The organism is Glutamicibacter sp. BW80 (assembly GCF_002332385.1).
Lineage (GTDB): Bacteria > Actinomycetota > Actinomycetes > Actinomycetales > Micrococcaceae > Glutamicibacter.
The window spans coordinates 152,933-179,719 of record NZ_NRGV01000031.1; the positions used below are offsets into that span (position 1 = coordinate 152,933).

General features: G+C 61.2%; 24 protein-coding genes, 1 tRNA gene and 1 other RNA gene. 16 read left to right on the forward strand and 10 right to left on the reverse strand.

Features of this window, described 5'->3' with window-relative positions; genetic code table 11:
* Positions 1-34 precede the first annotated feature (34 nt).
* The gene (locus tag CIK76_RS09025) at positions 35-694 is read right to left on the reverse strand and encodes a YoaK family protein (RefSeq protein ID WP_255248408.1); all 660 of its coding nucleotides are present in this window, start codon (positions 692-694) and stop codon (positions 35-37) included.
* Between the two features lie 87 nt (positions 695-781).
* Here CIK76_RS09025 and CIK76_RS09030 point away from each other — a divergent pair, with 87 nt between their 5' ends.
* On the forward strand, positions 782-1,438 hold the full coding sequence (locus CIK76_RS09030) for a DsbA family oxidoreductase (RefSeq protein ID WP_096285575.1): 657 nt from the start codon (positions 782-784) through the stop codon (positions 1,436-1,438).
* 51 nt (positions 1,439-1,489) lie between these two features.
* On the opposite strand, the gene CIK76_RS09035 is transcribed toward CIK76_RS09030, so the two are convergent.
* Together CIK76_RS09035 and CIK76_RS09040 are read right to left on the reverse strand one after the other, a co-directional pair.
* A complete protein-coding gene (locus CIK76_RS09035; protein ID WP_096285577.1) occupies positions 1,490-2,122 on the reverse strand; it encodes a LytR C-terminal domain-containing protein in 633 nt (210 codons plus the stop codon).
* 65 nt (positions 2,123-2,187) lie between these two features.
* Positions 2,188-2,487, reverse strand: a complete 300-nt coding sequence (locus CIK76_RS09040) for a type II toxin-antitoxin system VapB family antitoxin (protein WP_176484147.1) — start codon at positions 2,485-2,487, stop codon at positions 2,188-2,190.
* 259 nt (positions 2,488-2,746) lie between these two features.
* Here CIK76_RS09040 and CIK76_RS09045 point away from each other — a divergent pair, with 259 nt between their 5' ends.
* Entirely contained in the window at positions 2,747-3,787 is a 1,041-nt protein-coding gene (locus CIK76_RS09045) for a 2-oxoglutarate and iron-dependent oxygenase domain-containing protein (RefSeq protein WP_096285581.1), read from the forward strand.
* A gap of 245 nt (positions 3,788-4,032) precedes the next feature.
* On the opposite strand, the gene CIK76_RS09050 is transcribed toward CIK76_RS09045, so the two are convergent.
* Both CIK76_RS09050 and CIK76_RS09055 read right to left on the reverse strand, forming a co-directional pair.
* Positions 4,033-4,800, reverse strand: coding sequence for a response regulator transcription factor (locus tag CIK76_RS09050; RefSeq protein ID WP_176484148.1), 768 nt, complete (start codon positions 4,798-4,800; stop codon positions 4,033-4,035).
* A gap of 76 nt (positions 4,801-4,876) precedes the next feature.
* Positions 4,877-5,248 carry a VOC family protein gene (locus tag CIK76_RS09055; protein ID WP_096285585.1) on the reverse strand — a complete coding sequence of 124 codons (372 nt, stop codon included), beginning with the start codon at positions 5,246-5,248 and terminating at the stop codon, positions 4,877-4,879.
* 310 nt (positions 5,249-5,558) lie between these two features.
* Here CIK76_RS09055 and CIK76_RS09060 point away from each other — a divergent pair, with 310 nt between their 5' ends.
* Complete coding sequence (locus tag CIK76_RS09060; protein ID WP_255248409.1) at positions 5,559-6,740, forward strand: IS481 family transposase; 1,182 nt, start codon at positions 5,559-5,561, stop codon at positions 6,738-6,740.
* 56 nt (positions 6,741-6,796) lie between these two features.
* Here CIK76_RS09060 and CIK76_RS09065 read toward each other — a convergent pair.
* Positions 6,797-6,884, reverse strand: a tRNA-Ser gene (locus tag CIK76_RS09065).
* A gap of 187 nt (positions 6,885-7,071) precedes the next feature.
* Between CIK76_RS09065 and CIK76_RS09070 the strand changes: the two genes are divergently transcribed.
* The 9 genes from CIK76_RS09070 (at position 7,072) to CIK76_RS09110 (ending at position 18,432) form a co-directional block, all read left to right on the forward strand.
* A complete protein-coding gene (locus tag CIK76_RS09070; RefSeq protein WP_096285587.1) occupies positions 7,072-8,595 on the forward strand; it encodes an HNH endonuclease signature motif containing protein in 1,524 nt (507 codons plus the stop codon).
* A gap of 88 nt (positions 8,596-8,683) precedes the next feature.
* Positions 8,684-8,780: signal recognition particle sRNA small type (ffs, locus tag CIK76_RS09075), an RNA gene on the forward strand.
* 27 nt (positions 8,781-8,807) lie between these two features.
* Positions 8,808-9,728 (forward strand): tRNA glutamyl-Q(34) synthetase GluQRS, encoded by a 921-nt coding sequence (gene gluQRS / locus CIK76_RS09080; RefSeq protein WP_096285589.1) that lies wholly within the window; start codon positions 8,808-8,810, stop codon positions 9,726-9,728.
* A 9-nt stretch (positions 9,729-9,737) separates the two neighbouring features.
* Positions 9,738-13,301 carry a DNA polymerase III subunit gamma and tau gene (locus CIK76_RS09085; RefSeq protein WP_096285591.1) on the forward strand — a complete coding sequence of 1,188 codons (3,564 nt, stop codon included), beginning with the start codon at positions 9,738-9,740 and terminating at the stop codon, positions 13,299-13,301.
* A 115-nt stretch (positions 13,302-13,416) separates the two neighbouring features.
* On the forward strand, positions 13,417-14,034 hold the full coding sequence (gene recR / locus CIK76_RS09090) for a recombination mediator RecR (protein ID WP_096285593.1): 618 nt from the start codon (positions 13,417-13,419) through the stop codon (positions 14,032-14,034).
* Positions 14,035-14,191: 157 nt separating this feature from the next.
* Positions 14,192-15,799, forward strand: a complete 1,608-nt coding sequence (locus tag CIK76_RS09095) for a DHA2 family efflux MFS transporter permease subunit (RefSeq protein WP_255248410.1) — start codon at positions 14,192-14,194, stop codon at positions 15,797-15,799.
* Positions 15,800-15,804: 5 nt separating this feature from the next.
* Positions 15,805-16,275, forward strand: coding sequence for a helix-turn-helix domain-containing protein (locus CIK76_RS09100; protein WP_096285595.1), 471 nt, complete (start codon positions 15,805-15,807; stop codon positions 16,273-16,275).
* A 146-nt stretch (positions 16,276-16,421) separates the two neighbouring features.
* Positions 16,422-16,973 carry a hypothetical protein gene (locus CIK76_RS09105; protein WP_096285598.1) on the forward strand — a complete coding sequence of 184 codons (552 nt, stop codon included), beginning with the start codon at positions 16,422-16,424 and terminating at the stop codon, positions 16,971-16,973.
* 172 nt (positions 16,974-17,145) lie between these two features.
* Positions 17,146-18,432, forward strand: a complete 1,287-nt coding sequence (locus tag CIK76_RS09110) for an aspartate kinase (protein WP_096285600.1) — start codon at positions 17,146-17,148, stop codon at positions 18,430-18,432.
* Between the two features lie 76 nt (positions 18,433-18,508).
* On the opposite strand, the gene CIK76_RS09115 is transcribed toward CIK76_RS09110, so the two are convergent.
* Complete coding sequence (locus tag CIK76_RS09115) at positions 18,509-20,116, reverse strand: alkaline phosphatase D family protein (RefSeq protein WP_096285602.1); 1,608 nt, start codon at positions 20,114-20,116, stop codon at positions 18,509-18,511.
* Between the two features lie 183 nt (positions 20,117-20,299).
* Here CIK76_RS09115 and CIK76_RS09120 point away from each other — a divergent pair, with 183 nt between their 5' ends.
* Positions 20,300-21,001: a hypothetical protein gene (locus CIK76_RS09120; protein ID WP_096285604.1), complete on the forward strand. Its 702-nt coding sequence runs from the start codon at positions 20,300-20,302 to the stop codon at positions 20,999-21,001.
* Between the two features lie 103 nt (positions 21,002-21,104).
* Here CIK76_RS09120 and CIK76_RS09125 read toward each other — a convergent pair whose 3' ends face one another.
* Positions 21,105-21,317 (reverse strand): hypothetical protein, encoded by a 213-nt coding sequence (locus CIK76_RS09125; protein WP_096285607.1) that lies wholly within the window; start codon positions 21,315-21,317, stop codon positions 21,105-21,107.
* Between the two features lie 212 nt (positions 21,318-21,529).
* On the opposite strand from CIK76_RS09125, the gene CIK76_RS09130 reads away from it, so the two are divergent.
* A complete protein-coding gene (locus tag CIK76_RS09130; RefSeq protein ID WP_096285609.1) occupies positions 21,530-21,775 on the forward strand; it encodes a hypothetical protein in 246 nt (81 codons plus the stop codon).
* Positions 21,776-21,790: 15 nt separating this feature from the next.
* Here CIK76_RS09130 and CIK76_RS09135 read toward each other — a convergent pair whose 3' ends face one another.
* Together CIK76_RS09135 and CIK76_RS09140 are read right to left on the reverse strand one after the other, a co-directional pair.
* The gene (locus CIK76_RS09135) at positions 21,791-22,462 is read right to left on the reverse strand and encodes a response regulator (RefSeq protein WP_096286013.1); all 672 of its coding nucleotides are present in this window, start codon (positions 22,460-22,462) and stop codon (positions 21,791-21,793) included.
* Positions 22,463-22,476: 14 nt separating this feature from the next.
* Positions 22,477-24,141 (reverse strand): ATP-binding protein, encoded by a 1,665-nt coding sequence (locus CIK76_RS09140; protein WP_096285611.1) that lies wholly within the window; start codon positions 24,139-24,141, stop codon positions 22,477-22,479.
* Positions 24,142-24,250: 109 nt separating this feature from the next.
* On the opposite strand from CIK76_RS09140, the gene CIK76_RS09145 reads away from it, so the two are divergent.
* Together CIK76_RS09145 and CIK76_RS09150 are read left to right on the forward strand one after the other, a co-directional pair.
* Complete coding sequence (locus CIK76_RS09145) at positions 24,251-25,726, forward strand: SLC13 family permease (protein ID WP_343252123.1); 1,476 nt, start codon at positions 24,251-24,253, stop codon at positions 25,724-25,726.
* 318 nt (positions 25,727-26,044) lie between these two features.
* Positions 26,045-26,728 carry a multidrug efflux MFS transporter gene (locus CIK76_RS09150; protein ID WP_146113362.1) on the forward strand — a complete coding sequence of 228 codons (684 nt, stop codon included), beginning with the start codon at positions 26,045-26,047 and terminating at the stop codon, positions 26,726-26,728.
* Positions 26,729-26,787 lie beyond the last annotated feature (59 nt).

The following is a 26,787-nucleotide window of genomic DNA, read 5'->3' on the forward strand; positions in this document are numbered from 1 at the left end:
CCGCGGACCGCTCCGGTCCGCGGGTGCATCGCGGTTAAATGGTGGTGCTATCCATCCGGCGTTCGCGCCACAGCCCGAGGCTGGCCCAGGCCAGCATGCCTCCGGCCACCAACCACAGGGCTGACAATCCCAGCTGCAGATAGGCGAAGGCCCCGCAGACCGAGCCGAGGGTGATCATCGCCCAGAGGATCGCGTAGGGCACCCATAGCGCACGGTTGGCCCCGGACAGCGCCCCGGCCAGGTGCTGGCCGAGTTTCACCAGCGTGCCGGTCATATAGGTCAGTCCCAGCGAGACCTCCCCGGAGCGCGTGTAGCTGACGTTGACCGCGCCCATGGCGGCGGCCAGCAGGCAGGCGGTCAGCACATTTCCGGCCGCACCCAGTACGGCCGCGCACAGCAGCAACGTGGCGGATAGATACATCACCCGGGGCCGCCGGTAGCGTCTGGCCCGGGCGGAAAGCAGGGTTGCGAGCATGACTCCGAGGACAAAACTCGCCACGAATCCCATGGCCAGCAACCATCCGCTCGCGTCCCCGGTGGCCAGGGCCGCGGAGGACCGGGTGGAATTCCCGGACATGAAGGAGAGGAAGTACCCGGAGAAGTGCAAGAACCCCACCCCGTCGACGAAGCCCGCCATCATGGTGATTCCGCCGGCAAAAATAACGCCCTTATAGCTCAACGACTTGGCCATCATCCTCCTGACGGTGCATAGGTTCTGCCTATTCCATCTTGCCATCGCCGCGGCGGGAATGTTGCACGGCGGCTAATTGTTGAAGCTTTCATGAGTGAAAAACGAGTCCGTGTGGACATCTGGTCCGATATCGCCTGCCCCTGGTGCTTCATTGGCAAGCGCCGCTTCGAAAAGGGCGTTGAACAGTTCGAATTCTCCGAGAACGTCGACGTCTTCTGGCACGCCTACCAGCTGGACCCCACCCTTCCGGAGCGCTATGACGGCGACGAGGTGCAGTACCTCTCCGAGGTCAAGGGCATGGATCCCGAGCAGGTCAAGGGGATGCTGGCGCATGTCACCGAACAGGCGGCCGGCGAAGGGCTGGACTACAACTTCGACGCGCTGCGCCCGGCGAACTCCTTCACCGCGCTGCGCCTGCTGGAACACGCAAAGACCGAGGGCAAGGGCAGCGAGCTGAAGGAGACGCTGCTTTCGGCGCACTTCGAACGCGGCCTGGACACCGGGGACCGCCAGGTTCTGTCGGCGCTCGCGGCCGAGGTGGGGCTCAACGCGGCGGCGGTGCGGGAGACCCTCGGATCGACGGCCTACACCGAGGAAGTGAACGCGGACATCGCCCAGGCACGCCAGTTGGGCATCAGCGGAGTGCCGTTCTTCGTGATCGACGGCAAATACGGGATCTCCGGGGCGCAACCGGCCGAGGCCTTCACCAATGCGCTGACCCAGGCGCATGCCGGAGCGGTGAACTAGCTTCGCGCACCGGCTGAGCGCACTGACAGCCCCCGGGGATCTTCGCCGCCGCTATTCCGACTCGGCGCAGTGCAGCTTTCCGGGGGCGTCATTGAGCTTTCGTTCCTTCTCCAGCCCCTCGAACTTCGCCCCGACCTCCAGGTCGATGCGCGCGTCACGGCGTTCCTTGTCGAAGACGAACACCGCCCCGGGCAACTGGCGCTGAACGCTCAGCGCCTGGGCATACCCCTTGGGGCCGGCGATCACCGCACCCACCTCGTCGGCGTAGTCGCTCGCGGATTCGGTGATCGAGGTGATGGTGAAGCCGCGCTCCTCGAGCGTTTCGGCGGTCGCCCCGGCCAGCCCCGGTTTTCCGGTGGTATTCAGCACCCTGACCTGCACCGAGGCCGGATCCTGCACCTTGAACTCAACGTCGGGGCATACCGGATTTTCGATGTCGACCGGCGCATCGGCCACCGCGTCCTCCACCGGCTCCTGGGCCAGCGGCCAGTTCCCGGTAAAAATCAGCACCGCGGCCACAAAGCCGAGCACAACGAGCGATGCCATCACGGAGAACACCACGTTCTGCCGGGTGCGGCGGCGTTTCTTGGCCTGCAGATCCGATTGGAAGGCTAGCTCGGATTCGCTGACGATATGCTGCCCATGCCAACTGCTTGGATCACGACGATCCTTCGGCTCGGTCATTGGCCTACCTTCCCTGCGCACCTTTCGGCCTGCGCCCTGAGGCTATCTTGATCCGAGCCTACCCGTTAGGCGTCCAAATCCAACACCCTTGCGTGCAGCACCGATCGATGGTGCAAGGCCGAGCGCAGCGCCCGATGCAGCCCATCCTCCAGATACAGCGTTCCCTGCCAGAGCACCACGTGGGGGAAAAGATCTCCGTAGAAGGTCGAGTCCTCCGAGAGCAGCGCCTCCAAATCGAGCACAGTTTTCGTGGTCACCAGTTCGTCGAGCTTCACCTGCTGCGGCGGAATTTCGCTCCACTGCCGAGAGGTAGTTAATTGATGCTCTGGGTAAGGGCGCGAAGCGCCAACGGCTCGGAAGATCACCTTCCAAGCATATGGAACCCCACCGGCAAAAACACATTCCCAGGCGTTGGGGCGCATTATTCATCGCGGACGCCTAGCGCGTGAACAGGTGACGGGCAGTGCCGAGAACACCCGGCGAAAACCCCTTGGAAGATTCGCCAGCGCGTAGCTTGCGCCTCTATGAAGCAAAAAGCAAGGATTGTTACGACGGGAGAAACTTGGAGGAACCCGGCGTAACGGACGCTAGTAACAATTGAGTTTTTGGGTGCAGTCTAGGGATATGAACAACGTAGTCACCGAGATCCCAGTCCTCGACATCTCAACCTCACGCAACGCCGACGGAAGCTTCAACGAAGCCTTCGTCGCAGCACTGCGCGATGCCGCGCACCGCGTAGGGTTCTTCCAGATCGTTGGCTACGCCTCACATGCGAACCAAGACCAGGAACTGCTGGATACGATTGCCGAGTTCTTCAAGAAGCCCGTCGCTGAGAAGATCAAGCTCGATAACCGCAACAGCGCCCAGTTCCGCGGCTACACCCGCATGGGCACCGAAATCACCCGTGGCCGAGCCGATGCCCGCGAGCAGATTGATTACGGACCGGAGCGCGAGACCCTGTCCGAGGTCCCTGCCGACAAGCCTTATTTGAACCTGCAGGGCCCCAACCAGTTCCCGGCAGATTTCCCGCAGCTTGAGGAACGTGCCCTGGCGTGGGCCGAGCTGATGAACCAGACCGGCCACGAGCTGCTCTCGGCCATCGCAGTGGGCCTGGGCCTGCCCGAAGAGCACTTCGACGAGCCATTCGCTGACACCCCGTCATGGATGGGCAAGCTGGTGCACTATGTTTCCGGCGACGTCGTACCCGACGCCGGCAACCAAGGCGTGGGCCTGCATGCGGACTACGGCTTCGTGACCCTGCTGCTTCAGGACCAGGTTGGCGGACTGCAGGTGCAGCCCTACGGCCAGGAGGAATGGATTTCGGTGCCTCCGACCCCGGGCGCGCTGGTGGTAAATCTCGGCGAGATGCTCGAAGTGGCCACCGACGGCTATCTGATGGCCACCATCCACCGAGTGGTCGCCCCGCCAGCTGGCGTCGACCGCTACTCTGTGCCGTTTTTCTACTCCCCGCGCCTCGACGCGGTGGTCGACAAGGTGCAGCTTCCGGCGGAGCTTGCGGCCGTAGCCCGCGGCGTATCGGATGATCCGCATAATGCAATGCTCGCCTCTTACGGTGCGAACGTTCTCAAGGGCTGGCTACGCGCCCACCCGCAAACCGCTGCCATTCACTACCCGGAACTGAGCAGCAAAAAAACCAGCGCTTAGCCGCAGGCGGCCCCACCATGCGTGAAGGCTTCGACTTGGTATTGCGCTACCATTTCGAAGCCTTCACGCACTTAAATGGGTACCAGTAATGATTGCCGCCTTGCGCGGCAGCCAGTTAATCCCCCAAGATCCAACCTCATTCGGCACAGCACCCCTATGGCACAAGGCCATGGTGATTATTCTGCTCGATAATCCTCAAGGGTTGATTATCGAATGCTCAAGATCAGCTCAATGTTTCGCTGCGGCTAGGAACGCGAGTTCTGCTCGCCGACCATCCGGTATCCAACCCCGCGCACCGTCTCGATCCACAGTTCCGTTCGCGCCGAATCGCCCAGTTTTCGTCGCAGATTTGCGATATGCACTTCAATGCTTCGCACGGCGGCGGGTGACACGTATAGATCCACCGCACCTGCCCCATCCTCGTCATTCAGCATTCGGGCCAGTTCCTTCTTGCTCCGCACATGCCCTGGGTGCAGCAGCAACGCGCGCAGCAAGGAAAATTCGGTAGCGGTCAGCTCCACCGGCTCTGCATCGATCATTACCTGCCACGTCACGACGTTCAACGTGAGATTCCGATGGCTAAGTATCCGACCCGCCTGGCTCTCGCCTAAGGCCAGCAACCTACTGGTGGTGGCCTGGCGGCGCACAAAGGAATCGAGTCGCGCCCTGAATTCCCGCTCACGCAACGGCTTGGCCATCACGCCGTCGGCCCCCGCGTCAAAGGAGTGCACTACGTCGAATTCTTCATCGGAATCAAGCACCGCAAGCAAATGGGCACTAACGCGATTCGAGAGTCGGCGCAGGGTCTCATGGCCGTCGATGTCCCGAAGTCCGGAGCCAACCACAATCACCTGAGGGTTGATTCGTTCGGCTAGCTCTACTCCAATTTCTCCAGAGGACGTCTCGTGCACGACAAATCCAACTTGTTTTAGCAGGCGCGACAACACCGCGCGAACCTCAAACTCGTGCTCGATAACTACGGCTTTACGGACGTCCCCTGCCAAGCTAGCCACAACCCCCATTTGGTGACACGGATCACGCATTGCGTGAAGATCCATGCTACCGGATGGAGGCGTTCTTCGCGTCTGCCTAGGCCTCCTGCTCCGACAAAACGCAGAATTCATTGCCTTCCGGATCAAGCAAGACGATCCATGGGAAATCGCTGGATTCGACTTCCGCATATTTCGCTCCGAGCCCCAAGAGCCGCTCAACCTCTTCGTCTTGCGTGCAGTCGACCGGGCGCACATCAAGATGTACGCGGTTCTTGATGGTTTTCTCCTCCGGCACCTGAGCGAAGGCCAAGACCGGAGCATGCGAATCTTTAGTTGCCTCGGCAGGACCTATCGTCACCAGGCCAGCTTCTTCGCTGAGCACCGAATAATCGAAGACCTCGCCCCAAAAACGGGCGATCAGTACCGGATTCTTGCAGTCAATGGCCAGTTCTGCGAACCTGCAACCCATTTTCAATCTCCCACATGACGGAGGAAAAGCGATTTGCTGACCCCTCGATTACCTTATGCGTCGGGATACTACTCCCAAGCCCGGGCTTAAATGCGAAAACCCCCGATTTCTCGGGGGTTTTCTTTGGCGGAGGATAGGGTGTCCGGTCTCAAGACATCCTTCACCCATGTCGCGGGACATCGTTCCACCCCCACACCCCGGGAAAACCTGATCCCAACACCAGATCTGACACTGCACGTAAAGTTCAAAGCCCCCCTTCCCCGGCGTGGCAACACACCCTGTCCTGGGACATCGTTCACTCTCAGAAATTGTGAGAACACACAACAAACAAATAATCACCGCGGTCGTTCACGGATCCATGAACGCCAAAGCGGCAGCCCACCATTTCAACGTCTCCGAACGCTGGGTCAAAGAGCTCGTGCGACGCTACGCCTTCGAAGGAGAGGCAGCATTCGACTCCAGGTCTAAACAACCCAAAACATCACCCAACAGAACACCAGAGAAAACCCGCAACCGCATCATCTTCCACCGCCAAAACCTCACCGCCAAAGGCCTCGACGCCGGAGCAGAAACCATCCAAATCCTCCTGGAAACAGAAGGCCTGACCGCACCCTCAAAATCCACCGTCCACCGCATTCTGCGCCAAACCAACCACGTCACCGACCAACCCCAAAAACGCCCGAAAAGCTCCCTAATCCGCTTCGAAGCCGCGCTCCCCAACGAAATGTGGCAATCGGATTTCACCCACTGGAGACTGGCCGACGGCAGCGACACCGAAATCCTGGACTACATCGATGACCACTCCAGATTCCTCATCAGCATCCGCGCATACCGGCGCGTGACTGGGCACCACGTAGCAAAACAGTTCACCCAAGCCTGCGAGGAACACGGCCGGCCACAGTCCTCATTGACCGACAACGGACTGGTTTTCACCACCCGCTTCACCGGCAAGATCAACGGAGATGAACCAGCGAAGAACCAGTTCGAGAAGCTGCTCCAGGAATGGGACATCAAGCAGATCAACGGCTCACCGAACCACCCTCAAACCCAGGGCAAGATTGAACGATTCCATCGCACGCTCAAGCTCTGGCTCAATGCCCAACCACGGGCCAAAACCGTCGCCCAACTCAACGAGCAACTTGAGGAATTCAAGCACGTCTACAACATGGAAAGGCCACACAAAGCAGCGGGGAGGAAACCACCATATCTGCGCTACACGGCAACAGCGAAAGCCGTTCCGAAACCGCTTCCAAAGGACGAACGGCGCATCAGAACAGACACCGTGGACAAGGACGGAAAGCTGACGCTACGTTACGGAGGGCAGCTTCGCCACCTCGGAATGGGACGCACCTATTCAGGCGTTCCGGTCCGGATGCTCATTGATGATCGGGACGTAACCGTCATCAACAGAAAAACCGGAGAAATCATCAGGTACTTCAAAATCGAGCCATCGAAGAACTACCAAAAAGCAATTTCTCGCCTGAATAGGTGACAGTTAAAAGACTAATGTCTCGGGACATCGTTCTACCGATGTCCCGAGACATTACATGGCGGAGGATAGGGGATTTGAACCCCTGAGGGCGTTAACCCAACACGCGTTCCAGGCGTGCGCCATAGGCCGCTAGGCGAATCCTCCTCAGTTTGCTCCGTGGAGCAGGTACCAGCATATCTAAATATCTCCACAATCACGAATCGAGGGCGTTGTGGGTTCAACTACGCGTATTTTCAGCAAAAAATTGGCGAAATTTCGGGGATTATCTAGTTTATCCACATCTGGCACGCGTCCACCAAAGCCCCTTTCCGCGGCGCTGGATACTTAAAACATGAACAAACGAGAGGTATTTCATAGCGGCGATGATCCTCATCGGCTGCATATAAGTCCGCCGGGCACCAGAACCGATCCAGGTACCGACGGCGTGTGGGCTGCCCACGTTGAGCAAGAAACGATCTTCGCGAAGCTAGCAGCAACTATCAAGAGCCTTCATGAGCAGGGCAGGGCAATCGAACCAGCCACCGGGCTCAAACAACTGGAAACCCTTGGTCGGATACGCAGTATGTTGGATGCGGCAGAAGCTGCTTTGCTGGCCGATACCTACGAGCTGACTAGCAAACAAGCCGCCTTGTCCGGCACTCAGGACCCTTTAGTCGACGACCCTTTGCAAGCGCAGTCTGCAGAGCATTTCGGAGTTGATCCCGAAGCGGAACCTTTGGTTCGTTCGTCATTCATTTCCGAGGCATCTGGTGCACTGCGGCAAAGCGAACGCATAGTCCAAGGCAAATTATTCACCGCCGAGGGGCTTCGCCACCTCTGCCCAGATACCTTGAATGAGCTAGGCAAGGGCACCATCACCACCAAGAGCGCCACGGAGATCGTTCACCAGGCGCAGGATCTTGAGTCCGAGAACGTGCAGCAGATGCAAGAAGTGCTCTTGCCGATCGCTCGCACCGGTTCGGATCGCACGGTGAAGGATCGAGCTCGCAAAATGCGTGAACGTTTCTTGCCAGAACCAGCGGAAACGAGGCATGAAAAAGGGCGTGAATCGCGTTCGGTGATCTGGTGGCCGGAGGCTGACGGCATGGCCGTGCTTCAGATACGGCTTCCAGCCGAGGATGCCCTGGCAATCATCAACACCATCAACTGGCACGCCACGAAACATGATGACCCTGAGGATCTGCGCAACGAGCAACAACGTCGCGCCGATATTTTCCGGGACGCTTTGCTTGATGGCTGGCCGGCCGGGAACGGCACTCCGCTCAAAGCGCGGGTGGCCTTGACCATCCCCGCCTTGCAAATGCTTGCAGATCCTACTCGAACGCTGGCCGATCTGGAAGGCTACGGGCCAATCGCCCTCGGTGCAGCCTTGCGGCTAGCAAAGGATGCTCCTTCGCTGATGACGGTGCTCACCGACCCTTGGTCCGGTGCCGTCATCGACGTAGGACGAAAGAAGTACCGCCCAACGAAAGCGCTCAAGGACCTACTGAGATTACGGGATAACCACTGCAGGTTCCCTGGTTGCAACAGGCTTCCGGATTCCAGTGAAATCGACCATGTCGACGACTGGGCCAAGGGCGGACATACGAACCGAGACAACTCGCAGCTGTTGTGCAAGCGGCACCAAATGTATAAGCACGCCTTAGGTTGGCAGGCCACATACATGGCCGACGGTTCGGTCAATTGGCGTTCGCCGAACGGAATCTTGCAGGTTGAGCTACCGGGCAGCGTCACCAGCGTGCAGAACTTCGACTTTGAACGGAATCAAACCCCGATGCTCCCCGCCTCGGAATTGCCCGCCCGAGTTCGCCGGATCCTAGGTTGGTTTGACCCGCCGGATTCGAAAGCCGGGTGACATAGCCTCCTTCCTTGCATGGGTTGGATTGAGAGCAAGGGCACGGCTACCGATTTTCATCCACCCCCAACTCTCGGGTAGTATCTTCTGTGACCCCTCGTGTGGTGTCATCCTGTTGAACTCCCCCAGGACCGGAAGGTAGCAAGGGTAGATGGGCTCTGGCAGGTGCATGAGGGGTCTTTGATTTTTCTAGCAAGCCGAATGGAGTTCGCGTGGGCGTTGGTCGTTTCGCCCCAAGCCCGACCGGGCAACTCCACCTGGGCAACCTGCGCACCGCAATTCTTGCTTGGCTTTTTGCCCGGTCCACCGATCGGCAATGCCTTCTGCGCATCGAAGACCTTGACCGCGTGCGCTCCGGCGCCGAGGAGCAGCAGCTTTCGGAGTTGGCTTCCATCGGCCTGGTATTCGATGCTCCCGTGGTCCGTCAAAGCGATCGCCTCCCCATTTATCTCGAAGCAATCCAAGCTCTTCGCGAAAACGACCTGGTCTTCGAGTGTTTTTGCACGCGCAAAGATATTTCTGAGGCTGCCAGCGCGCCGCACGCGGCACCCGGTGCTTACCCCGGCACCTGCCGAAATCTCACCGCCGAAGAACGTGCCGAAAGGGCCCGAGAACGGCCGGCTGCTTTGCGCCTTCGTTCCACGGTTGACCAGTTCACCATTCACGATGAGCTTTTCGGGCAGTACACCGGCGTGGTAGATGATTTTGTGTTGCTGCGCAATGACGGCTCCCCCGCTTACAACCTTGCGGTGGTCGTTGATGACGGCGCCTACGGCATTGACCAGGTTGTTCGCGGTGACGATTTGCTGTCCTCCGCCCCGCGCCAGGCATACCTGGCGCAGTTGCTCGGATTGCCTATTCCTACGTACGCCCACGTTCCGTTGGCATTGAACGTTCAAGGCCAACGTCTTGCTAAACGCGATGGTGCGGTTACGCTCGAAGACCTTTCCGAAAAAGGACTAAATGGCACACAGCTCCGCGCCTACTTGTTAGAGTCATTAGGCTTGCCCGGCACGTCTTTGCAGGCCGCTTTGGACTCCTTCAACCCTTCAGCTTTGCCCCGCGAGCCTTGGGTTGTAGAACCAGAATTTATTGTTGACCAGTTGATGCCTCCGGCATCGCACAACCGATAGGGTACCGGTGTGAGTACAGCGCTTTATCGCAGATACCGTCCAGACACTTTCGCCGAGGTCATCGGGCAGGAACATGTCACCACCCCGTTGATGACTGCGTTGGAAAAGAACCGGGTCAACCACGCGTACCTGTTCTCCGGTCCGCGCGGTTGCGGCAAAACGACCAGCGCACGCATTCTGGCGCGTTGCCTGAACTGCGCGCAGGGTCCGACTCCTACCCCGTGCGGAACCTGCCCCAGTTGTGTCGAGCTGGCCAACGGCGGCCCCGGTTCCTTGGATGTCATCGAGATCGACGCCGCCAGCCACGGTGGTGTCGAAGACGCCCGTGATCTGCGTGAACGTGCGACCTTCGCACCTACCCGCGACCGCTACAAGATTTTCATCATCGACGAGGCCCACATGGTCACCTCGGCAGGCTTCAACGCCCTGCTGAAGATCGTCGAAGAGCCACCACCCCATATCAAATTCATTTTTGCGACGACCGAGCCGGACAAGGTCATCGGCACCATCCGTTCGCGCACCCACCACTATCCGTTCCGCCTGGTGCCGCCCGAGGCACTGCTGGCATACCTCAAGACGCTCTGCGAACGCGAAAACGTAGTGGTCGCCGACAGCGTGCTTCCGCTGGTGATTCGCGCCGGCGGCGGTTCGGTGCGCGACACCCTCTCGGTGCTAGACCAGCTGATGGCTGGCGCCCGTGAAGGCGGGGTGGACTATGAGACCGCGATTGCCTTGCTCGGCTATACCCATTCCACGCTGCTCGATGAAGTCATCCTCTCCCTGCACGAGGCCAACGGCGCTTCCCTCTTTGGCGCCATCGACCGCATCATTCAGACCGGCTTGGATCCGCGACGTTTTGTTGAAGATCTGTTGGAACGCATGCGCGACCTGATCATCGCCAAGGCGATGCCCGAAGGCCTGGAGAAAATTCTGCGTGGCACCCCAGCGGACCAGTTGGAGTCGCTGCATATGCAGGCCTCGCTGGTCGGCGCCGGTGAGCTGAGCCGTTGGGCCGACGTGACCAACCAAGCGCTGACCGAGATGACCGGCGCGACCTCTCCGCGTTTGCACTTGGAACTGTTGGCAGCGCGTTTGATGCTGCCTGGCGCCGAAAACTCGGCGAGCTCTTTCGCCGCACGCCTCGATCGCCTGGAACGTCATGCGATGACCGGCAGCGAGCTTCCAGAGCTCCCGGAGGGGGAAATGCCAACGCAGTCCTCGGGCGCTGCCCCTTCCCCCGCGGCGGCACGCCAAGGCGCGGCCGCGGTACGCGAGGCCCTTGCCGCCGCGAAGTTGCGCAATGGCGGCGTCGAGCCGGCAGCCCAAGAGCAGCCCAGCGCACCTCAGCAGGAGACGCAGCCGGCCCAGCCAGGTCAGTCGCAACAGGAACAGAACCTCCAGCCACGGGAGCAGGAACCCGTGCCACGCGAACAGCAGCACCCGGAAGCGCGAGCTCAACAGCCTGCGCAGGGACAGCAACAGCAACAGCAACAGCAACAGCCAAGTCAGCCTCGCGAGCAGCAGCCTCCGGTGGCGCAAGAAGATACAGATATTAACGCTCCGCTTGATCCGGACGCCGCCCGTTCACTCAACACCGGCGAAGCGGCCGATTGGGGAGCCACGTGGGGCCCTAAGGAAGACTTGAATCCGGTCACCACCCCGGTCCAACCAGGTCCGAGTGTTCCCGAAGCACGTCCGGAAGGTGTCGCGCCGTTCAGCCTGGTTCCAGATCCGGCCGCGGGGGAAGACCTGTCCTTCGGTACTGGTGTTTCCATCGATGACGTGAAGCAAAATGCCGCGATGGCCGAGTTCACTCGTCGTACGGCAGAAAATCGTCCTCCGCAAGCCCCGCCACAGGGTGCCCCTCGTCAGGCGCAGCAGCCGCAGAAAGATCAACAAGCTCAAGGTCAAACGCAGTCTCAGCAGCAGGCGCAGAACCAGGAGCAGGCAGCACAAGAAGCACGCCGTCGCGCCGAGGAACAGACAGCTCGAGAGCAGGCCGAACAACGTGCCTCTGCGGAACTGGCCGAGCAAGAAAAGCTCGCTCGAGAGCAGGCCGAACAACGAGCCGCTGCAGAACGGGAAGCCGCAGAACAGCGTGCTGCCCAGGAGAAGGCGGCACGCGAGCAAGCCGAAGCGCAGCAACGCGCACAAGCAGCTCAACCTGCCCAGCAGCAAGCGCCACGGCAACCGGTTCAGCAATCCACGCCGCCGATACAGCAGTCGAACACTGCCGGGGCACCGGTTCAGCAGTCGAACACTGCCGGGGCACCGGTTCAGCAGTTCCAGCAGGCCTGGCCGGCGGTCTTGGAGCAGCTGCAGTCAAGTTCCCGAGTGCTCCATTCCATGGTCGCCAACTATGGTTCGGTCGCCGGTTTCGATGGCCGCACGCTGACGATCGCGTTCAGCAATACCGGACCGATTGTGAATCTGCGCAATCGTCCGGACATGATGCAGATATTAGTAGGCATCCTCTGCCAGGTGGCAGGCCAACAGATCGAAGTCGTACTTGCCGAGGGCGGATCGGCACCCGCCGGTGGTGGTTCCCCAAAAGGTGAACGCCGGCCAACACCGGCGTCCTCCCCAGCAGCAGCCACCAACGCACAGGCTCCGAACGCTGGGGTAGCGCCCAACGCTCCGTCGCGCCCGCAACCAGCCAGCGCTCCGGCTCCGGCTCCGGCTCCGGCTCCGGCCAGCAAACCATCAGCATCGGGTGATTCGGGATATGTCAGCAGTTATGACGATGTTCCGCCTCCGCTGGACGAGCCATATATGGACGAGCCTCCGTACCCGGATGACGGATACGGCACGCCTAGCAGCCCAGCGCCGCAGGCTCCCGCAGTCCAGGCACCAGAGCCAGCGGCAAGTCCCCGACCAGCAAAGCCGCAGGAAGCTAGCGCATCACCGGAACTCGCTGCGGCCGTGGTGGAACCCGTGGCCCCGTCGCCGCGGAGCGCTGCTCCGCGCTCCTTTGACGGCCCCCCGGTGGCCCCGCGTCCCCGGTTGACCGCCGGGCTCAGCGCACGCCAGGCAGAGGTGGGAGCTCCGGTAATCTCGCGTCCGGTTTCTTCCACCCCGTTGCATCCGGGCAGCACCACCGACACCTTCGAGTCCAAGGCAGTCCGCGAGCCGGAGCCGGAGGCACCAACGCCGGCGCCGCTTGCCCCTGAGCCGGTTCGGGTGGCACCGCCGAAGCCTTCCGTGCAGCCGGCCACCGAGTCAGCTCCCGCGTGGGGCGCACCGGGCGAAGGGTCCGAGCAGCCAATTGCCGAGTCTCCGATGCCGACCGCCGGACAGCGGCTCAGCCGCTACCAGCAGCTGATGAGCCAGGCCAAGGACAGCGCTCCGGCAGTGCCGGTGGAAAGTTCCGCCAGCAACTGGGGCACGCCGGATCGCGCCCAACCCCGGCCCCCAGCACCGGAGCCGGAGGATTTCACGCCCAGCGAAGACGACATCGAGGTCGAGGATTCGGCACTCATCGGCGTCCCCGCGGTGGAGCGGCTGCTCGGCGGCATGGTCATCGAGCAGCGTGACGTCAACGGAAGTATCGTAGAAATTAAGCGCGGGCTCTAACCGCCAAACCGTCTAGGTGAGACACTAGGGTGTAGGACGGTGGCATACCACCGCAGGCCAGTTATGGCACCGCAAGATCAATGGACGTTTGAGTTATCAGGAAAGTGGGCATTAGGTGTACGAAGGTGCTGTTCAGGAACTGATCGACGAACTCGGTCGGCTACCTGGCATCGGTCCTAAATCGGCGCAGCGCATCGCTTTTCACATTCTCGATGCCGACGCCGAGGATATGACGCGCCTTGCCGCGTCCATCCAGCAGGCCAAGGAGAAGGTCCGCTTCTGTGAGATCTGCTTCAACATTTCCGAGCAGGACACCTGCGGGATCTGCCGCGACGAGCGCCGCGACACCAGCCAGATCTGCATCGTCGAGGAGTCCAAGGACGTGCTCGCCATCGAGCGCACCCGCGCCTTCAACGGCAAATACCACGTGCTGGGTGGCTCTATTAATCCGATCGCCGGGATCGGCCCGGAACAGCTGCACATTCGCGAGCTGGTCACCCGCCTGGGCGACAGCTCGATCACCGAGCTGATCCTCGCCACCGACCCGAACCTGGAGGGCGAGGCCACCGCAATCTATCTGGTGCGTCAGCTCAGCCCGCTGGGCATCAAGATCACCCGTCTGGCTTCTGGCCTGCCGGTAGGCGGCGACCTGGAATACGCCGACGAGGTCACCTTGGCCCGCGCCTTCGAAGGCCGGCGCAACACCATCGCACCGAGCACTTCACGAGCCTAGGCACCCTGCCACACGAGCATATTTCATGCTGCCCGGTCCATCGCCAGATGGCCCGGGCTTTCTTGTCTGTGGACTCAACCACATTGGTTGATAATGGTCAACTATCGGCATATAGTTGATATCAGTCAACTTTATCTTTGAGTCTTTTGGAGTCCGCATGACCGCAGTAGCACCGGTCGAAAAACCCAAGATGAGCCACCGGCAGATCATCCAATCGCTGACCGGTCTGCTTATGGGCATGTTCGTTTCAATCCTTGCAGGCACTGTGGTGTCCAGCTCCCTCCCGGTAATCGTCTCTGACCTGAACGGCAGCCAGACGGCATTCACCTGGGTGGTCACCGCTACCCTGCTTGCCACCACAATCTCGACCCCGATCTGGGGAAAGCTCGCCGACCTGGGCAACCGCAAACTGCTCTTGCAGATTGCTCTGGCCATGTTCGTGCTTGCCTCCGCGGCCGCCGGATTCGCGCAGAACACCGAATTCTTGATCGCCATGCGTGTGGTCCAGGGTCTGGCAGGCGGCGGCATGGGCGCGCTGAGCCAGATCGTGATGGCAGACATCCTCTCGCCGCGGGAGCGCGGCAAATACATGGGCCTGTTCGGAGCCGTTATGGCGCTGGGCACCGTCGGCGGACCGCTGATCGGCGGCTTCGTCACCGACACCATCAACTGGCGCTGGAACTTCTTCGTCGCGCTGCCTTTCGCCGTCGTGGCAATCATCTTGATCCAGCGCACGCTGAACCTTCCGGCCATCGCCAAGCGCAAGGTCCAGATCGACTACCTAGGCATCATGCTGCTCGCCTCGGGCGTGGCAATGCTGCTGATCTGGCTTTCCATGGGCGGCAGCCAGTTCGAATGGAACTCGGCCACCAGTTACCTCATGGTGATCGGCTCGGTCATCCTGCTGGCGGTCTTCGTGCTCGTCGAGTTCAAGGTTGCAGACCCGCTGATTTCCCTGCAGCTATTCAAGAACCGCACCTTCACCTTCGCGGTGATCGCCTCGCTCGCTGTGGGCATCTCGATGTTCGGCACCTCGGTGTTCCTCAGCCAGTACATGATCATGGCCCGTGGCGCCACCGCCACCCAGGCCGGTCTGATGACCTTCCCGATGATGGCCGGCCTCTTGGTCGTCTCCACCATCGCCGGCGCACTGATCTCGCGTTACGGCAAATGGAAGGCCTTCGTGGTCACCGGTGCCGTGCTGCAGGTTGTCGGCCTGTATCTGCTGGGAACCATCCACTATGACACCGCCTTCTGGCTGGTGGGACTGTACATGTTCATCCTCGGCGCGGGCGTCGGCCTGGTCATGCAGAATATGGTGCTGGTGGTGCAGAACTCGGTGGATCCGAAGATCCTCGGCGTCGCTTCCTCAGCGGTGACCTTCTTCCGCACCTTGGGCGGTACCGCAGGCACCGCCGGACTCGGCGCAATGCTCGCGGTCACCATTCCGAATATGATCGCCGACCGCCAGGGCGAACTGACCCGCGCCATCGCCTCGCTGGGCGATAAGGCCGCCGAGGTCGGCGCGGCACTGAGCTCCGGTTCCCTGCCGACGATCTCCACGCTGCCCGAACCGGTGCGGGTAATTCTCGAATCGGTCTACGGCGATGGGGTGGCAGGCTTGTTCGCCTTGGCCGCGCCGCTCGCACTGATCACCGTCGTCGCAGTGATCCTGCTGCCCAACCAGCACCTGAACACCAAGACCAATACCGAGCGGCTGGCCGAGGAATCCGATGCCCCTTCCACCGCGGAAACCGTCGCCTAGCCACCGTGGATACCTTGGATGAAGCGCAGCCGGAGACCCGGCGCGGGGTGCTATTCGACGCCGCCGAGCAAGAACTGTTCACCTTGATCTCGGTGACCGCCAAGTCGCGACGCACCCTTGCCGCCCGGCTCGATGAAAGGCTGCCGCCCGCGGCGGTGCCGGTGCTGGCAATGATCCTCAAATGCCAGAGCATCACGCAGTCCGAAATTTGCGAACACCTCATGACGGACAAGGCCACCCTTTCCCGCCTGGTCACCCGGCTCGAAGAGCTCGGCCTGGTCAGCAGGCAGGTCGATGAAGCCGACCGCCGCGTCTCCAACCTGCTGCCCACCGAACTGGCCAAGGAACGCTGGCACGGATGGCTGGAATCCTGGCGCGACAGCTTGCGCGAACGCATTACACTGTGGTCCGACGACGACTTGGACCATTTGGTTGGCTTGCTCGGCAGGCTCAACACGGATCTGCGCGAACTGTGAACCATTGGCGTGGAGCCGCGGCCTTNNAAGGCCGCGGCTCCACGCCATTTGCGCGCCCGGATCGGCTGATGACCCGGTAGCGCCTTCGACCGCCAGGCTGCATGCGGGGCTGGTTAGTCCTTGGCTGCAGTGGCTACACTCGATTCATGGCAATCAAGGGCAGCAATATCGAGGCAATCGCCAAGGCCACCGGCACTGGGTGGGACCAATGGGTCAGCCGGCTCGAAGCGGACGGAGCCAGCGAGCTGGCACATAAACCGCTCGCCTCGCTGGCCTACGAGATGATGCCCGCCGAACTATCCAATCCCGGCTGGTGGGCGCAGTCGGTGGCCATCGCCTACGAGCAGCACATCGGCCGCCGGGTCCCGGGCCAGTCCAGCGACGGCACCTTCAAGGGCTCAGTCTCGGCCACCATGGCCGCCGATCTGGACGGCGCCCTGGCCCGCTGGGTGGAGGCCGTCGGCGCGCGAACCGACTTCAACGGCGCGCAGCTGGTGGGGGAAGCCTCCGTCAGCGGTTCGGATCGGTGGCGGTATTGGAAGGCCGAATTCAGCGACGGAAGCCGGGTGAGCGTGAACATCTCGCTCAAGGGCGGCAAGGCAAGCGTAAGCGCTGAGCATTCACGGCTCTCCAACCCTCAGGTATTGGATGGCTGGAAGTCATTTTGGCGACAAATCTTAGCCACAGCGCGTACATGACCTGCATTTCCAGGCATCGAAACAACAAATGCTAGGCAATATGACCAATGGTTACCTTCACAACTAGGTGATGCACCTGCGGTACTGACACAATTATCTACGGTAGATATGTCGCATCTGTGCTGGCAGCACGATGCGCATCAACAACTTTCATCAGTTGGAGTGTGCGCCCATGGGCCTGATAGTTCAAAAATTTGGCGGTTCGTCCGTATCCGATGCCGAAGGCATCAAACGCGTCGCGCGCCGAATTATTGATACCAAGGCGCAGGGCCATGAAGTCGTTGTGGTCGTTTCCGCAATGGGCGACTCCACCGACGAACTGCTCGACCTCGCGGCCCAGCTCACCGAGGACGCCCCCGCTCGCGAAATGGACATGCTCCTTTCGGCCGGCGAACGCATCTCCATGTCGCTGCTGGCCATGGCCATCGACCAGTTCGGCGAGAGCGCGGTATCTTTCACCGGATCGCAGGCAGGGCTGATCACCGACTCAACCCACGGCATGGCACGCATTATGGAGGTTTCTCCGCAGCGTATCCGCCGCGCCATCGACCGCGGCTTCATCGCGATCGTCGCCGGCTTCCAGGGCATGAGCAAGGAATCGAAGAACATCACGACCATGGGCCGCGGCGGCTCGGACACCACCGCGGTGGCCCTTGCGGCAGCCCTCGGCGCCGATGTCTGCGAGATCTACACCGACGTTGACGGCATCTACACCGCCGATCCTCGCGTGGTCGGTGCCGCGAAGAAGATCGACGAGATTTCCAGCGAGGAAATGCTGGAGATGGCGGCCAGCGGCTCCAAAATCCTGCACCTGCGCTGCGTGGAGTACGCCCGCCGTTTCGGCGTGCCGCTGCACGTGCGCTCCTCATTCAGCACCAACGAGGGCACCTGGGTGCTCCCGGACCCCAACGACAAGATCAAGATTCAAGAGGGAGAACCCTTGGAACAGCCAATCATCTCCGGTGTTGCCCACGACCACTCGGAAGCCAAGGTCACCATCATTGGCGTGCCTGACATCCCGGGCAAGGCAGCACAGATTTTCGGGGTTATCGCGGCCGCGCAGGCCAATATCGACATGATCGTGCAGAACATCTCGACTCGCGGTACCGGCTCCACCGATATCTCATTCACCCTGCCGATGACCGAGACCAAACGAGTTCTCGCAGCGCTGGAAACCTCCCGCGGCGAAATCGGCTTCGAGGATATCGAGCACAACGACGAGGTCGGCAAGCTCTCGCTCATCGGTGCAGGCATGCGCTCGAACCCAGGAGTTTCCTTCACCTTCTTCGAGGCGCTGCACCAGGCCGGGGTCAACGTGGACATGATCTCCACCTCGGAGATCCGCATCTCGGTGGTAACCGACGCGGACAAGCTCAATGACGCGGTCCGCGCCATCCACACGGCTTTCGATCTGGACACCGACGTGGAAGCCACCGTGTACGGCGGCACCGGACGCTAAATACCAGCCAAAGCGGCGGCGCAGATCTTGAAGATCTGCGCCGCCCCTTTTTTAATGCAGCAGTTACGGTGGCGGATTAGCGCGCCGGTTCCAAGGTCTTGGCGTAGACGGTCTCGCCGAGGCCATTGCGCAGCGACACGGTGAATCGCTGGGACTCATCGAGGTCGACATGGCCGAAGAACTGGCCCTTGCCATCGCGCGGCGACTGGTTGGTGGTTCCGGCGAGCGCGAATTCCACCTTGGGGCCGAAGGTCCCGTCCATCTTGTTCGGACCGAAGGATCCTGCATTGACCGGACCGGCCACAAATTCCCAGAACTCGTTGAAGTCGCCGAAGGCGGCGCGCTCCGGGGAATAGTGGTGGGCCGCGCAGTAGTGCACGTCCGCGGTCAAGAAGACCACGTTTTTCACGCCGCGGTCCTTGATCGATTTGAGCAGCCTGGCCAGCTCCAGCTCGCGGCCCAGCGGTGCGCCGTGCTCTGCGTTGGCGATCGATTCCTGGGCCTTGCCGTCCGGAACGATGACGCCCAGCGGCAGGTCGTTGAGGATCACCTTCCAGGTGGCCTTCGACTTCTGCAGGCCCTCAACGAGCCAGTTCAGCTGTTCCTCGCCGAGGGTCGTGGTCTCTTCGGCTTCCAGTCCGGCGGTATTCTCCGACTTGTGGCTGCGCATGTCCAAGGCGAAGAGGTCAAGGGCCGGTCCGCGGGAGATCTTGCGGTAGATCCGGGCGGGCTCGAACCCGGTGCCGCCGCGCATGGCACGCGGATCGGCGATGGGCTGGTATTCCTGCCAGGCACGGCGACCGCGGGCGGCGAGGGTGTTGACATCCCGCACGGTGTATCGCTCGTCCTCGATTGTCTCCCCGGCCCACCAGTTGTTGTGGGTCTCATGGTCATCCCACTGGGCGATAACCGGAACCTCGGAGTACATGGCGCGAACATTTGCATCCATGTGGTTATAGCGGTGCCGGCCACGGAATTCCGCCAGGGTTTCGGCGACCTTCGAGACCTCCTCGGTAACCAGGTTGCGCCAGATCTGGCCGTCTGGCTCCACAACTTCGGCCGCGATCGGGCCGTCGGCGTAGATGGTGTCGCCGCTGTGCACGAAAAAGTCAGGCTTGGTCGCGTGCATGGCCGCGTAGGCCCGCATGCCGCCGATTTCCTCGTTGATGCCCCAGCCTTGGCCTGCCGTATCGCCAGACCAGACGAAGCTTTGCGCCATCGATGCGCTGTGGTTCCGGCGGCCGGTGAGCGAAGGCGCGGTGAGGAAGGAACCGGTGTTGGTTTCTCCCAGGGTCCCGTTTTCGTCCTCGAAACCGATGGTCACCGCGAAGCGGGTGCCCGCCGGCAGGTTGGATGCGGAAATCTTGGCGGTGAAGTCGGTATCGGAGTTCGCCTGCGCACCGCGCAGGGTTCGTTCGAATGATCCGCGGCCGCGAATAATCTCTCCGGCCTCGTCGATGGCACGCAGTTGCGCCCGCAGCCGGCCTTCACCGGTGGCGCGAGCCCAAAGCACCGCGTTGTTGGTGGAGACATCTCCCATCGAGAAGCCATTGGTGAGGCCGAGCCGCGAACGGACCAGGCGCGGACTATTTGCGGCCAGCGCCGAGCCGGCCGGGGAAATGAGCGTCAGAGCACCGGCGCCCAAGGCGCCAGTGAGCAGATTGCGCCGTGAAATTTGTGTCATGATCACCAGTATTTCGCGGCGAGTTAGCCGCATGGTGTCAGCTGCGTGAACAGCTCACGAAACACGGTACTGGTGTCTAATGTTTCAACGGCTCGTGCTGACCCATCCCACGGCTACCGTGGAGCTATGCAATTCACATCATGGTTGGCATATTTTGAAGCAAACTCGAGACTGCATGACACGATGAACGCGCAATTGAACTGGAGCGGTGTTCCGGCGCTAACGGAAAATGCACGACGCGGATTCATCCGCTCTTTCCAGCGTCTTGAGCTTGGCGAAAGCGGCGAAGGCAGGCACTTGCTAGGTTTGGCGGAGCGGGCCGGCGACTCGACCTACGTACGAGCACTTGAGCTCCTGGTGCGCGAAGAACAGCAGCATTCTCGGTTGTTCGGACAAGCGCTGGATTACCTGGATGCCCCACGCTTGGAATCGCACTGGTCGGATAAGGCCTTCACCCTGCTGCGGCGAATGTTGGGGTTGCGTACCGAGCTCGGGCTGTTCCTCATTGCTGAAAGCGTCGCCATGGGATATTTCGAGGCCCTAGCAAGCCACGCACCGGATGCGACACTGCGCGGGCTGGGAAGAAGAATCGCCTCAGACGAACGAAACCACCTTCGTTTCCAGATCGACCGTCTGCGTCAAGGGTTTGAGTTTACGCCCAGGCCGCTGAAACATGTCGTACGTGGAATCTGGTCGGTGGTGGCGGCAGGCGCGGCAATTGTTGTTTGCTTCGACCACGCTCAGGCCTTACAGGCATGCAGCCTGAATCCCGTGCATTATTGGTTCCGAGCCATGAGCAGATTCGATGAGGTTGCTCGGCAGGTATTTTCCGGAACAGCTCCCACCGCCCGGGGTCCCCTGCCGGCGCAATCGAACATTGCATGACTTTTGCTGCATATCTCGTCCAGGCGGACGTATCACAAAGGCAAAGGTTACTAGCCCCGCTCCACTAGATTCGCCTCACCCCTGCCAGCAGCTTGCGCGCAGTTCAGTTCTCTCGTGATTCCACGCGAGATTTCTTGACCGCCAGGCATACGAGGGTGACGGTGAAGCCTCCTACGGAGAGGAGAATCAGGTACAAGCCCCACGGGTCAGGAATTCGCTGATTCCAAGCGAGGTACAACGATACGAATATGGCCATGAAGAATCCGGTCGAATATTTGCTCAGTAGCGTGTTCCCGCGCTTGTCTGGATGTTCCATAGAAATAGACGCTACCCCAACGTGACCGCTTGCAACAAGAAACTTGAGCCAGGTACGAGTCCAACGCTGGACTGTCCTACTCGAAGTTGAGGATTGAACTCGATAATCCATCCGATATGCTCTGTCTTGACCTAACAGAAATAGATATGCTGAGATTTGAACGCGCAGTTCTCTAAAGATTGCTGAACGAAACCTGGCTGGAGGTAGCTACGATGCATTCAAACGAACCGTTGGGGATGCCAATGGGTCTCAAGGTCTTCGTGGCAGCGTGCTTTAGCGTGGGATCTATATTCACCGGCGCTCACGGACTGCTCATGGTTTCTTTGCTCGCAACGGCCTTCGCATTGACGGCGCCGATCACAATTCCGTTTGGAATCGTGGCGCTCTTAGCCGCTATCCCGGCTGTCATCTGGTTTGCTTTTTGGGTGGGGAACCGAGAATTCATCCAGCGCTCGTAATAGTTTCGTCCGCGATTACCTCGCCAGGTAGCGGTGCTCGGGGCGCCCCCTGGTCCCATAGCCCAGCTGCAGGTCGAGCATCTCGCTGGCGACCAACGACGCGAGGTAGCGTTGGGCAGTCGCCCGTGCGACGCCCACGGCTTCGGCGACCTCGGCCACGCTCAGCGGTTCGCTGGAAGCTTTGACGCAGGCCATGACCGCCTGCTCGGTGGGCGCCGCATTAGCGGCAGCTGGCGCATCATCGATCCCCTGCAAGGTCCGGTACAGCCGATCCACGCTTTGCTGGTCGAGGTCGGTTGCCGCCGCCAACTGCCGGCGGTACCGAGCCCACCCCTTGAGCTTTGCCGCGAGCGTCTTGGCTCCGAAGGGCTTGATAATGAAAGCCAGGGCGCCAGCTTGAAGAGCCGCGGCAACATTGGCCGGTTCGGTGGCGGCAGAAATCATGATCGAGTCGACTTCTATTTCACGCAGCAATTCGATGCCGCTGACATGCGGCAGATAGAGGTCCAACAGCACCAGATCCGGTTGCAGTGACGCGACAAGTTTGGGTACGGTGCGTGGGTCTTGCACCGGTTCCAGGGCTTGGAATCCGGGGATCTCATTGACCATGTCCGCGTGCAATTGCCCGACGCGAAAGTCATCGTCAACGATCAATACCCGGTAGTCCCCCACGGCATTCTGTGTCATTTTCGCTCCCTTGTTCATGAGAAGTTCCTCGGTTCACTCAGTACCGCTGGCAGCCGGGCGGCGATCACGGCCCCGCCTTGCTCCCCGCCGGCGTCGGCAATCCACACGTCACCGCTGCGCGAACGGGCCAACCGGCGAATCAGCGGCAGCCCCACACCGGAGCCGTGCCCCTCCCCGAGCGAGGACCCGGTGCTCACTCCCGGGGCGAAGATATCTTCCTCGGTGCTGATCCCCGGCCCCGAATCGGCGACCGCAAGATGCAAGGTGCTCCCCTCGGAGAGCAGATCCACCTCAACCCACGGATCCTTGCTTCCGCACAGGCTCGCGGTGAAGGCGTTGTCCAACAGGTTGCCCAGCACCGCGGTGACGTCCTGGGCGTCGCTGGCCGAGGCGATCTGTTCGAAGAGCATGGATTGCGCAGAGACCCGCAGCTCGATGCCCAGCTCGTGGGCGCGCACCCCCTTGGCCGAAAGGAATGCGGAAAGGTAAGCGTCTTTGACCAATTCCAGGCCACCGACCGGTGCAATGACCGGGCCGGCATCCATCACTTCACGCAGATACTCCTCGGCCTGATCGGTTTTGCCCAAGGTAATCAGTCCGAGGACCGCGTGCATCCGGTTGGCGAACTCGTGGCGCTGGGCGCGCAGCGCGTCGGCCATATCCTGCACGGCATCCAGTTTGGTGCCGAGCGCTTCGACGGTGCTGACGTCGTGGAGCAAGACAACCTGGCCAAGATCCACCCCGTCACGCACCACATCCGAGACGCGGGCAACGATCGCATTCGAGTTGGCTTCCAGCCTGATAGGAGCCGGTTCATGGTCTTTAATTGCCTTCACCAAACGCGGGTCGAGATCTGCCGACTCGTAGTGCCGGCCGATGATGTCCGCCAGCTCGGTGCGGTGCGGCAGTCCAAGCAATTGGCGTGCTGCCTTATTGCGCACCGTCACCGTGCCATCCGGCCCCAGCCCGATCACGCCCTCGCTCACCCCGTACAGCACCGCTTGCTGATCACGCACCAGTTGGGCGATTTCCGCGGGCTCCAACCCCAGGGTCTGGCGCTTGAGGGTGCGCACGGTGAAGCGTCCGGCCAGGGTTGCCAGCGCCGCGGCAAGCACCGCGAACAGCACGATCCAGCCGAAGGAGGCAACCAGTGCACCGGTCAGCGACTCGGTGGCCACACCCACCGACACCTCGCCGATAACCCGTCCGTCGACGGACCGGATGGGCACCTTGGCGCGCACCGATTCCCCGAGAGTGCCATGCTCGCGGGCGATGTCTTCCACCCCGGTTAACGCCACCGGGTCGGTGGAGACCAGCTGTCCCAGCTCGTCGGGGTTCGGGTGGCTCAGGCGCAGCCCACGGTCCTCGGTGATCACCACAAAGGTCGCCTGGCTTCCTTCCCGCACGGCCTCGGCCAGTTCTTGCAGCTTTCCGCTGCGCAGCTCTTCGAGATCCAGCTCATCTTGCTGCGCATAGTCCGTCACCTCGCGCACCACCTCCGGCAAGGCGGCGACCGAACGCGCAATCCCCAGGGAGGTGTCTTCGCCCTGGTCGAAGACCCTGTTGTAGCTCACCAGCAGGGTCGCGGTTGTCACCAGCGCGAAAAGCACGCCGAGCACCACGAACTGCGGACGCATGATCCGCGAGGCAAAGTGCAAGGTGGCTGTGGAATGCGGCATCTGTCCAGCATAAACCGTCCGTGATTTTAATGAGCAAAAAGATTGCAAAAACCTAAAGGGATCAGAAAACGAACAACCCCGGATACGTGAGCGCCGCCACGTAACTTGGATAAGTGCCCGCACCCCTGCTGGCATCATCACTTGCCACACACTTCAGGAGGTCGGCGCAATGCTAGTTGCTCTCGGATTCCTCATGATCATCACCTTCATGGCGCTGATTATGACCAAAAAAATGACGCCGCTCTTGGCGCTCATCCTCGTTCCCACCATCTTCGGCCTGTTCACCGGCGCCGGCTTTGGCCTCGGCGAAATGATCATGGACGCGATCAAGTCAATGTCGGGCACCGCCGCCCTGCTCATGTTCGCCATCATGTACTTCGGCATCATGATCGACGTGGGCCTGTTCGACCGGCTGGTTTCGGGAATCCAGAAGCTCGTGGGCAACGACCCGGCGAAGGTCGTCATCGGCACCGCGCTGCTGACCGCCATCATCTCGCTGGATGGCGACGGCTCCACCACCTTCATCGTGGTCACCGCCGCCCTGCTGCCCATCTACCAGCGCCTGGGCATGAGCCCGGTCGTGTTGACCTGTGTGGCCGGGCTGACCAACGGCACGCTGAACATCGTGCCGTGGGGCGGTCCAACCGCTCGCGCCGCGGCCGCCTTGGGCGTGGACGCGGCAGACATCTTCGTGCCGATGCTCCCATCGCTGGGCGTCGCGCTGATCGTGATTGCCATCTTCGCCTGGCAGCTGGGGCTCTCCGAGCGCCGCCGGCTGCAGAAGGATCGTCCCGAACTGTGGGGCACCGGCTTCGGAGGCGGAAACCTGGGCGGCGGCAAGCCCCAGGACGGCACCTCGCCTTCGGGCTCCTCGGTGGCAGTCCTTGAATCCGTGGCCCGCAAGGGGGACGGTTCGGAAGCCGCGACCATGGACGGCACCGTGCTCGATCCGCACCGCGAGACCCTGCGCCCGAAGATGTTCTACTTCAACCTGGCGCTCACCGTGGCCATCATGGTGCTGCTCATCGTCGACGTGCTGCCGCTGGCCTACCTGTTCATGGTCGGCACCGCCATCGCGCTGGTAGCCAACTTCCCGAAGGTCAACGACCAGGTGAAGATGATCGCCGCGCACTCCAGTGAAATCATCGCGGTGGTCTCCATGGTGCTCGGCGCGGCGGTACTCACCGGCGTGCTCTCCGGAACCGGCATGGTCGATGCGATGAGCCTCTGGCTGGTCAACATCATCCCGGATTCCCTGGGCCAGTACATGGCGGTCATCACCGGCTTGATTTCGATTCCGGCCACCTTCCTGATGAGCAACGACGCCTTCTACTTCGGCATTCTTCCGGTCCTCACCGAGGCCGGCGCGCACTTCGGCGTTCCTGCGGTGGATATGGCTCGCGCCTCCATCACCGGACAGCCGGTGCACATGCAATCTCCGCTCGTCCCGGCAATCCTCTTGCTGGTCTCGCTCTCTCGTGTGGATCTGGGCGATCACCACAAGAAGGTGCTGTGGCGTGCGGCCGTGGTCAGCCTGGTCATGCTCGCTTCGGGCGTGCTCTTCGGCGCAATCCACATGGGCTAAACCCCAAGGACCTATTGGTCCGTCGTCAGCCAAGCTCCGCGAGACTCGGTATTTTTACCGAGTACCGCGGAACTTGGTGTTTAAGGAGCGGGAGGGAATCCGAGCCGCACACTTTCGGTTCTAGAGCCGAGTCCATGTTCTTGGGCCTCCCTGTCCTTCCTCTCGGGAAAATACGTGGAGATGTTCTTGAGCCAACCGGACATTGGACGAACTGTAGTTGTGGTTTATCGGTTCACCCAACCTTGAACCAATCAACGCTTGGGAAGACCGCTACAAATCCCGTGTGTTCATCCGGTCATCCTCGTCCTGCCCATCGCCGTGATCGCTCTCATACTGGGAGCCGTCAAGCGCAAGAACATCACGACACCGGAACACACGACTCACGACGTATTCTCGCTCGTTCTATCCGTGCTTGGCATCGGCTTGGCCCTCCCCCTCGCACCTACCAAGGCGTTGAGAATGGGCACATTGACTACCGGACTCTTCCTTGTCCCGGGAGGCGTCCTGATCGCGCTGGTCTCCGCAGCGGGCTGCCGGATCTACGACCATTTCGGCCCACGGCCATTGGTCGTCCCCGTCGGAATTATCTGGGCGGCGAGCATCTGGTTCCTCAGCACACTCGATGAGAGCAACAGCGGCTGGTTGTACCTCGCCGCCTATCTTGTCCTCTCTGCATCCCAGGCGATGATGTGGGCACCGATAACCACCTTGGCCCTATCGTCCCTGCGCCCCGAGCTCTACCCGTACGGGAGCGCTGCATTCACTACCGCGCAGCTACTCGCCGGTGCCGCCGGCGGCGCGGTCCTCGTTGCCATGTACACGATCGGAGCAAACGCAGCACAGACCGGAGCCCTGACCGTTTCGCAAACCGTCGCCGTAGGACAAACGGCGTTCACCACGGCCGGTGTCATTGCGATGTTGGCCGTCAAAGGCACCTTCTTCCTCGGAAAGCGCCGCCAACCGGCCCCACTAACCGGTTCCACACCCAACAAACAACCGTAACGTCGACTATCCACGAGTACGTCGGGATCAATCCCTCGACCTAGCAGTAGCACCAGCTG